This is a genomic window from Cryobacterium sp. Hh11 (genome assembly GCF_004404045.1).
Lineage (GTDB): Bacteria > Actinomycetota > Actinomycetes > Actinomycetales > Microbacteriaceae > Cryobacterium > Cryobacterium levicorallinum.
Genome location: NZ_SOHF01000027.1, coordinates 150,392 through 164,407 on the forward strand (window position 1 = coordinate 150,392; position 14,016 = coordinate 164,407).

Genomic DNA, 14,016 nt, shown 5'->3' on the forward strand with positions numbered 1-14,016 from the left:
GCCACAAAGGAAACGGAATTTGTGCCAGCCACGGGCCTGAGAGACGGCGCCCGAACACCAAGGTGGTGCTGGACGGAGTCCAATGCCTGGTCGTTGCTATGGTCTTAGGCAGAAGTGCCAGGCGCTAGAAATACTTGGGGGATTGCCAACATGAGACGTGTGCGTGCGAGAACGAGCCGCGACCATGAGCCTGCACGGGCCGACCTCGCGGATCTTCGGAAAATTACCCAATGACCCAACCGATGCCCTTCGGGCTCTATGAGACGCTCATCACCGGTTCCCTGACGAGTGAACTCGCCGTACGCGCCGAGACTGCAAGAAAGATGACCGATAAAATCGTCGACGCGGAGGCCCCCGAGTTCCTCGCCCGATTCATCGCCCATGCTGCCCGTCGGGCGCTGACCGGCATCGATCCCGCTGATCGGGTTGCGCTCGTCAACCGCGTGCTCGTCGACCTGCAGTCCGATGAATCTTTTAAACCCGGGGAATTGCGTCAGCTGCTCCAGCTGAGCGCTCCCGGCGCCGGCGCAAAAGCGATCGAGCGCCCGGCGACAGCGCTGAGCGATTCGGCCCTTCTCACGAACGCTCGAGACGAGCCCAGTCTGGGCGCTGAATTGCGGGCCGAGCTTGCGAGCGCAGATGAGGTGGACCTTCTCTGCGCCTTCGTGCGCTGGCACGGCATCCGTGTTCTCGAAGACGCTCTCATCGAACTTCACGATCGCAAGATTCCGTTCCGAGTCATCACGACGACCTACGTGGGAGCGACCGAGCGCAAGGCGCTGGACAAGCTCGTGGCCAAGTATGGCGCTGAAGTGCAAGTGAACTATGAGACCCAGTCCACCCGCTTGCATGCCAAGGCGTGGCTTTTTCGGAGGAAGACCGGTTTCAACACGGCGTACGTCGGGAGTTCCAATCTCTCCCACTCCGCCCTCGTGGACGGGCTGGAGTGGAACGTACGGCTCTCGCAGATCAGCACGCCGGCGCTCATCCATAAATTTTCGGCGACGTTCGACAGCTATTGGAACGACCCATCGTTTGAGAATTACGATCCGGACCGCGATTCCGAACGCCTCGACATGGCATTGGGGCGCAGCGCGAATTACGGCCGTGGCGATTCCATCGACCTCTCGAACATTGAGGTCCGACCGTACCCGTACCAGCAGGCGATGCTGGAATCGCTCGAGGCCGAGCGAAACGTGCACGGTCGCCACCGAAACCTAATTATCGCCGCGACCGGTACCGGCAAGACGATCGTCGCCGGGCTCGACTACCAGAACCTGCTTCGGGCCCGTGGTTCTGACCTGAAGATCCTGTTCGTCGCTCACCGGAAGGAGATCCTTGAACAGACACAACGAGTCTTCCGCCAAATTCTCATGGACGGCACCTTCGGGGAGCTGTTTGTCGCCGGGGGCAAGCCCGAGCGGTGGAACCACGTTTTCGCGAGTGTGCAGTCCTTGAACTCCTACGGGGTAGAGAACATCCATCCCCAACACTTTGACGTGGTCATCATCGACGAATTCCATCACGCCGAAGCGAAGACCTACCGGCGCCTGCTGGAACACCTCCAGCCCAAGGAACTGCTCGGTCTCACCGCCACGCCGGAGCGCGCGGATGGTGTCGACGTCAAGAACGATTTCTTCGCCGGCCGTGCCGCGGCCGAACTCCGGCTCTGGGACGCCCTCGAAGCTGACATTTTGGTCCCGTTCCACTACTTCGGCATCTCAGACGACGTCGATCTCAGGTCAGTTGAGTGGAAGCGAGGTAGTTACAGCGACGCTGGCCTCGACGCGGTCTACACGGGTAACGATGCTAGGACCGCCAAGATTTTGGTGACGCTGGCGGACAAAGTGACGGACGTTCACCAGATGCGAGCAATCGGATTCTGCGTCTCCGTAACCCACGCTGCGTACATGGCACGCAAGTTCAACGAGGCAAATATTACGTCGGCATGTGTTACCGGCGCGACTCCGTCGGCGGAACGCGAAGAGACACTGCGTCGGCTACGCCACGGCGAGATCAGCTGCATTTTCGCGGTGGACGTGCTCAATGAGGGACTCGACATACCGGTCGTCGACACGATCCTGATGTTGCGCCCCACTCAGAGCCCGACGATTTTTCTGCAGCAGCTCGGACGTGGATTAAGACGTGCACAAGGCAAGGCAGTTTTGACCGTGCTCGACTACATCGGTCAGCACCGCCGCGAATATCGTCTCGATACGCGCTATCGGGCGTTGACGGGCTTTGGCCGCAGCCGTCTTAGGCGCGAGGCCGCGGCAGGGTTCCCGTTCTTGCCATCGGGGTCGCAACTTGTGTTGGACCGGGTTGCGCGCAAGGTCGTCCTGGAAAGCATCAGCTCGCAGCTCAAATTCAAGAAAGACGTCGTTGCGGACATCCGCTCACACGCATCGACCCGTCCGTCGGTACACGAATACCTGCTCGCGGAGTACCTCGAAGACGCCGAGCGGGGGATTCGCGAGATCTATAGCAGGTGGACCTGGACCGATTTGTCCCGAGAGGCCGGTTTGAGTGGGCCGATTGGTGACGACGCAGTCATGTCTGAAAGCGAGGAACAGCTTCTCAAACGGATGGTTGCCTTCGTGCACGTCGACGACCCCGAGCGAGCGGATGCCTACACTCGGCTCTCGACACCGGGGTGCCCGGCCTACGCGGAGCTGTCCGTCCGGGACCAGCGATATGCGCGCATGCTTGTCTTCACTTTGTGGCCGGACGGTAACAAGTTCGCGTCTTATGAGGCTGCGTTGATTCAGCTTCGGGCCACGCGGACTGTCTGCTCGGAGATTCAGCAGATCGTGGCCTTTAGCGCGGATGCCTCCCGGCGGGTGCCGCTCGCCCTCGGGGAGGGGCTGGAAGACGTGCCGATGTTCAGCCACGCTTCGTATCGCCGGGAAGAGATTCTGGCAGCACTCGGCTACGCAAACTTGGAGACGGGCGGCCGCGTCGACATCCACCGTGAGGGTGTGGCCTGGTGCGCCGAGACGTTGACTGATGCCCTTCTCGTGACGCTCCATAAGTCCGAAAAGGACTTTTCGCCGAACACGATGTACCGCGACTATGCCCTCAACGCCTCCCGGTTCCACTGGGAATCTCAAAATGGGACGACCGTCGAGAGCGCGACTGGAAGCCGCTATATAAATGGCAGGCCCGGCGGTTCAAACGTTCTGCTCTTCACCCGCCACGACGGTAAGGACGACGAGGGAATGGTCGGCACGTACACCTGTCTTGGTCGCGTCACCTACCTCAAGCATGCAGGCGAAAAGCCGATCGCCATCACCTGGGACCTCCAACGAGAAATGCCCGCCGACGTCTACGTGAGCGCTAGCGCCGTCCCTCGATGAGCGATCTGCGGGCCTGTCGGCGGGGATCAAGACCGTGGCGCTCTGATGCTCCAGAATCTCCCTAAATCGGCCCTGTCCGAGGGCCGCGGGACGCCACAATGTGTCGCTACAGTTCGGATTACGCGCAAATGCCCCATGTCCGATAGGTCGCTGTTTCACGAAAACGTGCGGTGAGCAGACAACGCCGGGATGAATCCGACGTGACAGAGATGTAGTAACCCGGAGGTCGACCATTTTCCCGTCCATGATTGCATCGCAATTCGCAGGAATGACAGCCGTGATGCTGTGAGCGGGAATCTTGCCGTTCGTTGCCTCCTGGCTGCTTGACGGCATCGTGCAGGTATTTCGGCACAACGGCCTGAAGCTCTTCTGGATGGCTCTGGGCTTCAACGTTCTCGTTGCCGGGGCCGGCTACGTCGCGCAGCAATATGGGATGAGCGCCTCGAACGTTCCCACGGCCTCGATCGCAAGCATGACTTCCCTGGCCCAAACGTTTCTCATGTTCACAATTCCGCTTGCCCTCATCGGCTTCGACGCACGCACGATCAAGCTCCTGGTCAAGTCCCGATGACCAAACACGCACTTCCGACGTGGCAGCCGTCCGCCTGGGGCAAAGCCTTCACCAAGTCCGGCCACTGGCAACTCGCGCTCCACGACGACATCGTCACCGTCACCGTCGGCGGTGACACGACCGCGACCGCGGTCGAGGACGTGTCGACCGTGGTCGTCACCCGCGGACTGTTCTGGAGCCGGATCGATGTGCAGGTGGGGGAGCGGGGTACCCGGCTCCGCGGCATCCGCTCGACCGACGCAGCAGCGTTTGACCAGGCGTTCACCGCGTCGCGCCAGTCGCTGTACCTTCGGCAGCTCATCGCGGAATTTGATGCGGCGGCGTATCAGGCAACGCTCTGGTTGAACAGCTTTACCGCCGCCCTCAGCCAACACCTGCAGACCAAGGGGTGGCTCACCACCGAATTCAGCACGGACTGGGCTGCGCGCAAGACCGCCGTGGGCTTCTGCCATCTGCTCGATGAGCCCCTGTTGCGCAGCCATATCGCCGAGCAGACCGCCGGCATCGCCGACACGATCGCTCTGTGGGCAGAAGACGTGCGCGCCGTCATCGCGCGGGAAAACCAGAACCACCTCGAGCGTGAGACGGATGAGTGCCGCGAATTCTTCGACAACGTGGAATCCTCACTGCTGACGCCCGAGCAGACCCGCGCCGTGATCTGCTTCGACAACCGCATGCTGGTCGTCGCCTCGGCGGGCTCGGGCAAAACCTCCACCATGGTCGCCAAGGCCGGTTACGCCCTGCACCGCAACCTCATTCCGGCCGACAAGATTCTCATGCTGGCCTTCAACAAGGAGGCGGCCAAACAACTTCAAAAGCGCACGCGCGACCGCCTCGGACCGCTCGGTCTCGATGCCGACAAGGTCGTCGCCCGCACTTTTCACGCCTTCGGGCTCGAAATCATCGGCCAGGCCACCGGGCGGAAGCCGTCATTGGCGCCCTGGCTCGACGGCGGCGGTGACCTCGAACAGCTCGGCCTGATCGTGGATCGGCTGCGCGCGACCGACGTCGTGTTTCGTTCGGAGTGGGACTTCTTTCGCGCCGTGCTTGCCCGCGATTACCCGGATGATGACGGGGCGAAGTCCGATTCCGGTGAGGGTTTCAAAACGTCGCAGGGTGAAACCGTCAAGAGCGCCGGAGAGCGCATGATCGCCGACTGGCTGTTCTTCAACGGCGTTGACTACGTCTACGAGCAGCGCTACGAAATCGAAACCGTCGACGCCGAGCACGCGCAGTACCGGCCGGATTTTTTCTATCCGGCCATCCACGCGTACCACGAGCATTGGGCAATTGATGCCGATGGGTTGTCGCCGTTCGAGGACTATCTCGATGGTGTGGCATGGAAGCGGCGCATCCATCGCAGCAACGGCACCACCCTTCTGGAAACGACCATGGCGGAGCTCTGGGGCGGAAACGCCTTGACCAACTTGGGTCACGAACTGACGGAGCGTGGTATCACGCTGCAGCCCGACGCTGGCCGCCTCGCCGTAGGCCAGAAGCCCGTCGAAAACACCCTTCTGCTGGGTACCTTTCGCACCTTCCTCCTGCACGCAAAAAGCAACTGTCTCACCGACGAACAGCTCGGCGCTCGCCTGGCCGAACAGGCTCATGGCCCCGTGCGTTACCGCGATGCGTCGTTTCTGCGACTATTCGCGGTAATCCGCCGAGAATGGAACGAGAAACTCCGGGCGGATGACTGCATCGACTTCGAAGACATGCTCACCCTTGCCGCGCAGCACCTCGAAAACGGCGATTGGGAGAGCCCCTACGAACTCGTGATGGTCGATGAGTTTCAGGACGCCAGCTTTGCGCGGGCTCGCCTCGCTCGGGCCCTCGTCGCCGCACCTGGCCGCCACCTGTTCGCGGTCGGTGATGATTGGCAAAGCATCAACCGCTTCGCGGGAGCCGACCTCTCGGTCATGACCGGCTTCGAGAGCTGGTTCGGCCCGAGCGACGTCATGCGCCTCGAGCGCACCTTTCGGTTTCCGCAATCCATAGCGGATGTCTCCAGCACCTTCGTTTTGCAGAATCCGGCGCAAATCACCAAGAGCGTCGTTTCGTCGACCGCCGAGTTCGCACCCACGGTGGAGATCATGACGGTGCAAGCCGACACGGCCGTAGCGGCCGGCATCCGTCATCGTTTGACTGAGCTGCACGGCCGGGTGGCCAGCGGCGCCATCCCCAGTGCGAACGGCCGCAAGGTGTCGGTGCTCGTGCTCGGTCGATACCGCCACCAAAGTAGTTATCTGGACGGCTGTAAACACCTCTCTGACCTGCTCGAGATGTCGTTCACGACCATCCACGCTTCAAAGGGAGGGGAGGCTGATTACGTCGTGATTGCCGGTCTGGTGTCGGGAAAGTGGGGATTTCCGAGCACTATCCCCAACGACCCGGTGTTGCGCCTCGCTATGCCGCAGGCCGAAGAATTTCCGAAGGCTGAAGAGCGGCGCCTGTTTTATGTTGCGCTGACTCGCGCCCGGCGCAGCGCATTGCTGGTCACCATCGACAAACGTGAATCCCGCTTCGTGATGGAGCTCATTCGCGACCAGGGCGTGCTGCGCACCAACGCGATCGGCGAGGAATTGAAGTCCATCGTCTGCCCGCGCTGTGGTCGCGGGTTCATGGTCGAGCGCACCGGTAAGCGCGGCCCGTTCCTCGGCTGCGCCCGCTTTCCGCGCTGCAAGACGACGCTGGCGCTCGACGGCAGCGAATCGGTGCCGGTCGTGAAGCCGGTCGGCGGGTACCGCAAGCCGTTCACGCCGCACCGTCGCAACCGCTGACAACCGGTTATCCGGTGACATTGTCTTTCGCGAACGGTTATGACCAAGTTCTTGAGGCGGCCGCCTGCCCCCTGGTGGGCGCCGCCGCAATGTGTGCGGGGCAACGACTGGTACGTGTGGACCGCTAGCGGTGTCGGTGCCGCCGGCCTCGTGACACTTCTCGTGCTCTTTCAACGTGCCCGTGCAAAGCGGATGGCGGCACGAGCGCACGCGGACGGCGCCTAACGAACGCCGTCTGGCCCGTGCCGTGCGCCTGGCTGCACATCTGCACATCTGCACATCTGCACATGTACATCCCCATCACGCTGATGTACATTTGAGGCATGTCGAAGTCAAGCGTCACCGACGCCAGGGCGCGCCTACCCGAGTTGATTGCCCAGGCCAGCTCAGAGGCCGTCTTCCTGGAGCGTCGCGGAAAAGTCGCTGCTGTGCTGGTGAGCCCCGAGCAGTACGCGCGCATGCAGGAAGCGCTGGAGCATGCTGAGGACGTCGCGGCTTTTGATATGGCCATGGCCGACGAGGGCGACAACATTCCCTGGGAGCAGGTCAAAGCGGATCTCGGCTGGATGTGAGCAAATACCGAATCGAATTGCGTCCGGCAGCGGTCAAAGCTTTGCGTCGCATTGATCCGCAGGACCGCGGTCGGGTACAAGGCGCCATCGCCCTGCTGGGCGAAGACCCTCGCCCGCCCGGGGCGAAAGCGCTGCAAGGACGGGACGGCTATCGGGTGCGGGTGGGCAGCTATCGGATTCTGTACACCATTCGAAACGACATCCTTGTGGTGGTCGTGGTCACCGTCGGCCATCGTCGGGACGTGTACCAGTAGCGCGTGGTGCTGCTCGACGGCCGCGTTATCGTGGCCCACAACGCCGCCTTCGACGTCACAGCAGGACTACCTCGCGCTGCTCGCCCGCTGCTGCTCGACCGGCAGCTCTCCACCCACGAAGCCGAGGCGCTCTGATTCGCCAGAACCCCTCCCAAATCGGCCCTGTCCGAGGGCCGCGGGCCGGCTACGTGTCAACTAGAGTGCGAAGTGCGGGTTGAAGCCCGCCGCGCGGAGTCAGGACCATTGTTGGAATGCACGGCCAGTCAGCCGCGTCCTGAAACCGGATCGAACGCGTCGAGCTAGCGAGAGGACAGCCAGCATGCCGCCAACCTGGCAGCCATCCGCCTGGGGCAAGGCCCTCACCAGCTCCGGCGACTGGAAAATCGAACTCCACAGCGGCACCGTCACGGTCACCCTGGGCGGCGTCCCTATCGTGACCGCAGTCGAGGATGTCGAGATCGTCACCGTCACCCGCGGCCTGCTCTGGAGCCGGATCGAGCTGCACGTGGGGGAGTGGGTGAGTCGGCTCTACGGCATCCGCTCGAAGGATGCTGCCGCGTTTGAGCGAGCCTTCGCCGCGTCACTGAAGGCGCTGCAACTTCGGCAGCTCACCGCGGAGTTCGATGCGGCGGCCCACCGAGCGGGCCTGGGCTAAACGGCTTCACCGCCGCAACCGCTGACGCCCCTCGTCTGTGGGCCGCGGTTGCGCCTGCCTCCTCACTACAGTCAAGGAACCACCACCCTCAGCTCAGGAGTACCATGCCCGGTTTCGCCGTCATCGACTTCGAGACCACCGGACTCTTCGCGGGTGGCCACGATCGTGCCATCGAGGTCGCCGTCGCGCATGTCAGCGCTGACGGACAGATCGAAGGGCAGTGGGAGACGCTCATCAACCCCGGGCGAGACCTCGGGCGTCAGGATATCCACCGCGTGCGCGCCGCCGATGTCATGAACGCGCCCAGCTTCGACGAGATTGCCCCACAGCTCGTGGCGCTGCTGGACGGCCGCGTCATCGTGGCCCACAACGCCGCCTTCGACACCCGCTTTCTACTCGCCGAACTCGCCCGCGCCGGCTACCCGATTTTCGAACCGGTGATCAGCCTGTGCACCATGCAGCTCGCCCGCGACTTTCTACCCGGTACCGGCCGGTCGCTCGCCGACTGCTGCGCCGCCTACGACATCGATCTCATCGGCGCCCACCGCGCCTCCGTCGACACCTTCGCCACCGCCCAACTGCTCAGCAACTACATCCGCGGTTCTGCCGACCATGGCTTGTGGGCCGATGCCCTCGATCGCGCTGCCGCCTACCGCTGGCCGACCCTGTCGTTGCCGGAGCGCCCGTGGTAGGGGTCTGACCAGTAGTGGAACGGTAATTGGCGCTAAGCAAACGTAACGGCCCACGGGAGTAGGCAAACTCCTCTTCACAATGACGGCAGCGTTCGTCGACCTTGAACGTGGCATCATTCGCGCATACTGAGCTGCCGCGGATATCTCGGACAGTGGGCCCTCTTAAAATGAGGGTTCACTGAAAGTAGAGATCAGCATGACCGCAGCGCGTAGGCGTTTCACCCAGGAGTTCAAAGACGAGCTGTGCNGGCAGGAATTCTGGGACCTCGTCGGGCGAGGCATCTTGAGCGAAGAAGCTGGCGAGCGGGCCGGCGTGTCGGCGCCTGGATCGAGGACCGATACAACCGTCGGCGCCGGCACTCCTCGATCGGAGATGTCAGCCCCGTCGCCTTCGAACTGCAATACTCGTCAGAGACCGCGGAAGTTCAACTCGCCGCTTAACCCGTGTCCACTAACCGGAGGCAAGGCCAGATAAGGCATTAGGAAACGCGCCAAAGCACCACACAACGTAGTAGACACCATCTCGCGTGGCTCACGCATCAATGCTGCCTAGCGATGCCGTTTGGCCCAGAAGGTGGAAAGATTTTCTTCGAGTACGAAGACGGCAGTATTGTGCGGACTTACTAGCTGACGGGTCGCGTTTGGGTCGGGCACACGGCAGTATCGGCAACTGAACGGTGTTTACCGCGTCGGCTAAGAATTTCGGCGAAAGGTCAGCCGATGCGGATGAGTTTCTTGTTCACGAACTCATTAGCACCGAAACGGCCGAGTTCGCGCCCGAAGCCGCTTCTTTTCACTCCGCCGAACGGTAGCTCTGCGCCGCCGGCATCGACGAGGTTGACGAAGACCATGCCAGCTTCGATGCGGTCGGCGACCCGAAGTGCCTGCTCGGGATCGGTCGTGAACAAGTAGGAGCCCAGCCCAAAAGGAGTGTCATTTGCGAGGTCTACAGCTTCATCTTCTGAGGCTGCCCGGTAGACGAATGCCACGGGCCCGAAAAACTCCTCGTGGTACGTGTCGTTGTCTCGCGTTACGTCGGTGAGCACCGTCGCTGGGTAGAAGGTGCCAGACCGTTTGCCAGTGCTCGCCAGGGTCGCTCCCTGAGCGACTGCGCGCTCTACCTGCTCCTCAAGATGCTCGGCTGCAGCCAGGGAAGAGATGGGGCCGTAGTCTGCCCCGAGGACGGTCGGGTCGCTGGGTGAGTTCGCCAGGATGGCGGTGGTGAACTTCTCCGTGAACTCATCGTAAAGTTCATCGATCACGATGAATCGCTTGGCGGCGTCGCAGGCCTGCCCGCCATTGCGGAGGCGACCGGCAACAGCGGCAGCCACTGTCGCGGCCATGTCGTCGGTGCTCAACAGGATGAAGGGGTCTGACCCACCAAGTTCCAGCACGACTTTCTTGAGATGGCGACCGGCTACCTCAGCAACGGCCGCGCCGGCGCCCTCCGAACCGGTAAGGGAAACGCCCTGTACCCTCGGGTCGGCGATGACCGTGGCAACCTGCTCGCTGTCGGCATACACGTTCGTGTAGGCGCCAGCCGGGAAGCCTGCATCATGGAAGATTCGCTCAATCGCCGCAGCCGATTCCGGGCATTGCGACGCATGCTTGAGGATGATCGTGTTGCCCGTCATGAGGTTCGGTGCAGCGAAGCGCGCAACCTGGTAGTACGGGAAATTCCACGGCATGACACCAATGAGCACACCCAGAGAACTGGAGCGCATGAACGCGGAACCCTCGCCGCCGAGCAAGGTGATTGGTTCGTCCTTCAGAAATTCCTGCGCGTTGTCGGCGTAGTACCGGTAAATGTTGGCGGCATAGTCGACCTCGCCGAGCGCTTCATCGACGGGCTTGCCCATCTCGCGCACGATTATGGCCGCCAGTTGATCGCGGCGTTCCTCATGCAATTCGCCGACCTTCCGAAGGAGTGCGGCTCGCTCGTCGACGGAAGAGTTCCGAGACCAACCGTAGTGAGCCTCATCCGCCGTTGCGATGACCTGCTCGAGTTCATCACTCGAAATCTGGGGGTACGTCTTGATGGTCTCGCCTGTAGCGGGGTTGATCACGGCGTGGTGGCTCATGAGCCACCTCCTTTCACGGTCGAACTCTGTGCCGGAAACTGTCACGTAATACGAGCCAATCATGTTCGCTGAATTTGTCAAGGCGAATCAGACCAGCGGTGTCGTTACGGGCCTTGAATGCACCGACCCACCAGCCCAGCGATGCCTCGTTGATGCCGAGTTCGCGGGCCACGGTCGCTATCGCCCTGCCGTTGTTGATCACGAGCATTACGGCCTCGTCTTTGTACCCAGGAGTGAACTCCCTGCGTGTCTTTCCCATGTGAACATTCTCTCTTGTGAGGTGTCCAGCCAATGGGGGCAGGGCCAACTGATCGGCCACGCGCGGGTATCGACGCGTCAGCAATCCACCGACCGACAGCAAGTCGATATCCTCGCCGCTGGCGTCCGGCGTCCGGCGTGATGACGTCTACGTCGACCATGGGATCTTAGGAGCTCGCACATCGCGGTCCTACTCCGATCGCGCGCTTGACTCCCTCGAGGCGGGCGACACTCTCGTCACCACGGGTCTGGACCGGCTCGGGCGATCGACGCAGATCATGCTCGCTTTCGCCGAAGAGCTCCGCGTCCGCGGTGCCGGCCTGAGGGTGCTCAACCCGGGCGGCGACGACGTCGATACCGCGACACCGATGGGGTCCATGCTATTCACGATCATGGCGGCGCTCGGGCAAGTGGAACACGAAATCAAGCGAGAGCGCGTAGTCGACTCGATCAACAAGCGCCGGGACGCCGGAAAATATCTGGGCGGGCGACCGCGACTCATTACCGACAGTCAAATCCGAAACGTCCACCGGCTCATAAAAGGTGGAGAGATAGCGGCGCAGGTCGCTCTCGATCTTGGAATATCCAGAGCGACCTTCTACCGCCGAGCGCGCGTCCTCGGGTTACTGCCAGATCAACCCGCTGACGACACTCTGGCACGTGACGAGGCCACCAAGCGCTAGCCGTTAGGTCACGTCCCGCACGGTGTTAAGAAACTACACAGAGATACTGGATGTGACCGCGCTTGGGTTCTCTTGGTCGTTTCGCATGGCCGCTAACAGCTGATGACACAGTCTCACCTCCACGATATTCTGGATAAGACACAGTGGGCAGAGATCGCGCAGGGGGTACGTTCGCTTTAGCAGATCGAAAACCGCTGTGGGCGTACGGCCCGTCGGCGCTGAATGAAATGGAGCAGCACATGGCAACAATTCTCTGGATCATTGCGGTAGTCCTCGTTATTGCAGGCATTGTCGCGCTATTTCGACGCCAGATTCTCTGGGGTATTGTGCTCATCATCGTGGGACTGTTGGTTGGTCCAGGTGGCGTGAGCATCTTCACTTGAGACTGCGGATCGAGTAGCCGTTTCGGGGCGTGGCGGAGCTCCGGAACGGTTTCGGCGTGAATGATCCACTGACGCTCTTCGTTGTCTGAGGGCTGCATGACGTCGAGGAGGCCATAGCTTTTCCTGACACTTGCGATCGTCTCGCGGATCGGACCGGCATGGACGGGTCTAACCGAGCCTTCACCAAACCTGAGGCTCGACAAAACCAGATGGACGCGCGGGCGGGAGGGACTGCACCCTTTACGAAATCAGAACCCCACTCACGACTTGAAGAAACCATAGGGGCATCCCCCCATTCAGGTCACAAAGATTTTTAGCGTTGCCCGAGACCCTGTCAGCGGACTCACTCACCACGTCTAGGAAGTGCCTTGTCTACACTCGTCATTCGATCATCCGGGACCGCACCATGACCGCCGCCGAGGCGGGGCCGCGTTTGAGCTGCCGCGGATATCTCGGACAGTGGGCCCTCTTAAAATGAGGGTTCACTGAAAGTAGAGATCAGCATGACCGCAGCGCGTAGGCGTTTCACCCAGGAGTTCAAAGACGAGCTGTGCCGCGAGGTGATCACAACCTCCAAACCGATCAAGGACGTCGCCACCGCATACGGCGTCGGGCCCGAGACGCTCCGGAACTGGCTCAACAAATACCGCGAGGCCAACGGCGGCACCGAAGTGGACTTGACCGTGTCGGAACGAGTCCGTCTGAAGGAACTCGAGCGGGAAGTTCAAGAGCTGCGGGCGGAGACCGCATTCTTGAAAAAAGCCAGCGCTTACTTCGCGCGGGAGCAGCGGTAGTGAGCAAGTACGAGTACATCGACTCCCAAAAATCGGAGCCCACCAACCGGAATTCGGTGGTGAAAATGTGCCTCTGGCTGGCCGTCTCCACGTCCGGTTTCTACGATTGGGCAGTGCGGCCGCAGTCCGCGACCTCGGCCCGCCGCGAGGCCTTGATCGCCCGGATTCAGCACTTCTTCGAGGAATCCGATGGCACCTACGGATACCGCCGGATCCACGCTGACCTAGGTGCCGAGCAGACCGAGTGCTCGCCCGAACTGGTGCGGCAACTCATGCGCCAGATCGGCCTCGTAGCCTGCCAACCACGGCCCTTCCGCATCACGACGGAGGCCGATGCCGAAGCGGCCGCGAACATGCCCGACCTCGTCAAACGCGACTTCACCGCCGACCGCCCCGGAGCGAAATTCGTCGGCGACATTACCTACATCCACACCTGGCAAGGATTCATCTACCTGGCCACCGTCATCGACTGCTACTCCAAGAAAGTTGTCGGCTGGTCCATCGCCGACCACATGCGCACCGAACTCGTCGCCGACGCCCTCCGCAACGCCGCCGCGACGACCCAGATCGAGCCTCACGCGATCTGGCACTCCGACCGCGGCAGCGTCTATACCTCGGCCGATTTTCGGCTCCTGGTGACCGGCCTGGGGATGCGCTCCTCCATGGGCCGCACGGGCGTGTGTTGGGACAACAGCATGGCGGAAAGTTTCTTCTCGATGCTCAAAAATGAGCGTGTTTACCGCACCGCGTATGCCACGAAATCACAAGCTCGCAGCGACGTCATTCGCTACATCGAAGGGTTTTACAACAGCCGACGCCGGCACTCCGCGCTCGGTTACCGCAGGCCTAATGAAGTCCACTATGGTTATCAGCAGCCAGCATTGGCAGCGTAGAAGAATCCACTAATTCCGCTGTCCGAAATGCCCGCGGCAGCTCA

At 61.7% G+C, this 14,016-nt stretch carries 12 protein-coding genes and 1 pseudogene; 11 read left to right on the forward strand and 2 right to left on the reverse strand.

The window, feature by feature from the left end; translation table 11 throughout:
- The first annotated feature begins 242 nt into the window (after positions 1–242).
- From E3T46_RS13870 to E3T46_RS13900, 8 genes are all read left to right on the forward strand, one after another.
- Positions 243–3,356 carry a DEAD/DEAH box helicase gene (locus tag E3T46_RS13870; RefSeq protein ID WP_198419220.1) on the forward strand — a complete coding sequence of 1,038 codons (3,114 nt, stop codon included), beginning with the start codon at positions 243–245 and terminating at the stop codon, positions 3,354–3,356.
- 298 nt (positions 3,357–3,654) lie between these two features.
- Positions 3,655–3,927 (forward strand): hypothetical protein, encoded by a 273-nt coding sequence (locus tag E3T46_RS13875; protein ID WP_134578987.1) that lies wholly within the window; start codon positions 3,655–3,657, stop codon positions 3,925–3,927.
- The gene (locus E3T46_RS13880; protein WP_134578988.1) at positions 3,924–6,707 is read left to right on the forward strand and encodes a UvrD-helicase domain-containing protein; all 2,784 of its coding nucleotides are present in this window, start codon (positions 3,924–3,926) and stop codon (positions 6,705–6,707) included. Before E3T46_RS13875 ends, E3T46_RS13880 begins: the two co-directional genes overlap by 4 nt.
- Before the next feature lie 323 nt (positions 6,708–7,030).
- On the forward strand, positions 7,031–7,279 hold the full coding sequence (locus E3T46_RS13885; protein ID WP_134578989.1) for a type II toxin-antitoxin system Phd/YefM family antitoxin: 249 nt from the start codon (positions 7,031–7,033) through the stop codon (positions 7,277–7,279).
- Positions 7,276–7,533: a type II toxin-antitoxin system RelE/ParE family toxin gene (locus E3T46_RS13890; protein ID WP_134578990.1), complete on the forward strand. Its 258-nt coding sequence runs from the start codon at positions 7,276–7,278 to the stop codon at positions 7,531–7,533. Before E3T46_RS13885 ends, E3T46_RS13890 begins: the two co-directional genes overlap by 4 nt.
- A gap of 3 nt (positions 7,534–7,536) precedes the next feature.
- Complete coding sequence (locus E3T46_RS18735; RefSeq protein WP_277870974.1) at positions 7,537–7,668, forward strand: hypothetical protein; 132 nt, start codon at positions 7,537–7,539, stop codon at positions 7,666–7,668.
- A gap of 184 nt (positions 7,669–7,852) precedes the next feature.
- Positions 7,853–8,188 (forward strand): hypothetical protein, encoded by a 336-nt coding sequence (locus tag E3T46_RS13895; RefSeq protein WP_134578991.1) that lies wholly within the window; start codon positions 7,853–7,855, stop codon positions 8,186–8,188.
- A gap of 104 nt (positions 8,189–8,292) precedes the next feature.
- Positions 8,293–8,880: a 3'-5' exonuclease gene (locus E3T46_RS13900; protein ID WP_134578992.1), complete on the forward strand. Its 588-nt coding sequence runs from the start codon at positions 8,293–8,295 to the stop codon at positions 8,878–8,880.
- A 713-nt stretch (positions 8,881–9,593) separates the two neighbouring features.
- Here E3T46_RS13900 and E3T46_RS13910 read toward each other — a convergent pair.
- On the reverse strand, positions 9,594–10,961 hold the full coding sequence (locus E3T46_RS13910; protein WP_134578993.1) for an NAD-dependent succinate-semialdehyde dehydrogenase: 1,368 nt from the start codon (positions 10,959–10,961) through the stop codon (positions 9,594–9,596).
- Positions 10,962–10,974: 13 nt separating this feature from the next.
- Positions 10,975–11,220 carry a transposase gene (locus tag E3T46_RS18740; protein ID WP_134578994.1) on the reverse strand — a complete coding sequence of 82 codons (246 nt, stop codon included), beginning with the start codon at positions 11,218–11,220 and terminating at the stop codon, positions 10,975–10,977.
- Between the two features lie 21 nt (positions 11,221–11,241).
- Between E3T46_RS18740 and E3T46_RS13920 the strand changes: the two are divergent.
- The 3 genes and pseudogenes from E3T46_RS13920 to E3T46_RS13925 all read left to right on the forward strand — a co-directional run bounded on the left by E3T46_RS13920 (position 11,242) and on the right by E3T46_RS13925 (position 13,972).
- Positions 11,242–11,902: pseudogene (locus E3T46_RS13920) on the forward strand (recombinase family protein).
- Between the two features lie 239 nt (positions 11,903–12,141).
- A complete protein-coding gene (locus E3T46_RS18045) occupies positions 12,142–12,285 on the forward strand; it encodes a GPGG-motif small membrane protein (RefSeq protein ID WP_166790287.1) in 144 nt (47 codons plus the stop codon).
- A 503-nt stretch (positions 12,286–12,788) separates the two neighbouring features.
- A protein-coding gene (locus E3T46_RS13925) for an IS3 family transposase (protein ID WP_134578995.1) occupies positions 12,789–13,972 on the forward strand; the annotation gives its coding sequence in 2 pieces (ribosomal slippage) (positions 12,789–13,050 and positions 13,050–13,972; 1,185 coding nt in all).
- Positions 13,973–14,016 lie beyond the last annotated feature (44 nt).

Excerpts from the sequence above, each read along its gene's own strand:
- E3T46_RS13895 (WP_134578991.1), top strand. The coding sequence starts at position 7,853 with ATGCCGCCAACCTGGCAGCCATCCGCCTGGGGCAAGGCCCTCACCAGC.
- E3T46_RS13900 (WP_134578992.1), top strand. The coding sequence starts at position 8,293 with ATGCCCGGTTTCGCCGTCATCGACTTCGAGACCACCGGACTCTTCGCG.
- E3T46_RS13870 (WP_198419220.1), top strand. The coding sequence starts at position 243 with ATGCCCTTCGGGCTCTATGAGACGCTCATCACCGGTTCCCTGACGAGT.
- E3T46_RS13885 (WP_134578989.1), top strand. The coding sequence starts at position 7,031 with ATGTCGAAGTCAAGCGTCACCGACGCCAGGGCGCGCCTACCCGAGTTG.
- E3T46_RS18740 (WP_134578994.1), bottom strand. The coding sequence starts at position 11,220 with ATGGGAAAGACACGCAGGGAGTTCACTCCTGGGTACAAAGACGAGGCC.
- E3T46_RS13880 (WP_134578988.1), top strand. The coding sequence starts at position 3,924 with ATGACCAAACACGCACTTCCGACGTGGCAGCCGTCCGCCTGGGGCAAA.
- E3T46_RS18045 (WP_166790287.1), top strand. The coding sequence starts at position 12,142 with ATGGCAACAATTCTCTGGATCATTGCGGTAGTCCTCGTTATTGCAGGC.
- E3T46_RS13910 (WP_134578993.1), bottom strand. The coding sequence starts at position 10,961 with ATGAGCCACCACGCCGTGATCAACCCCGCTACAGGCGAGACCATCAAG.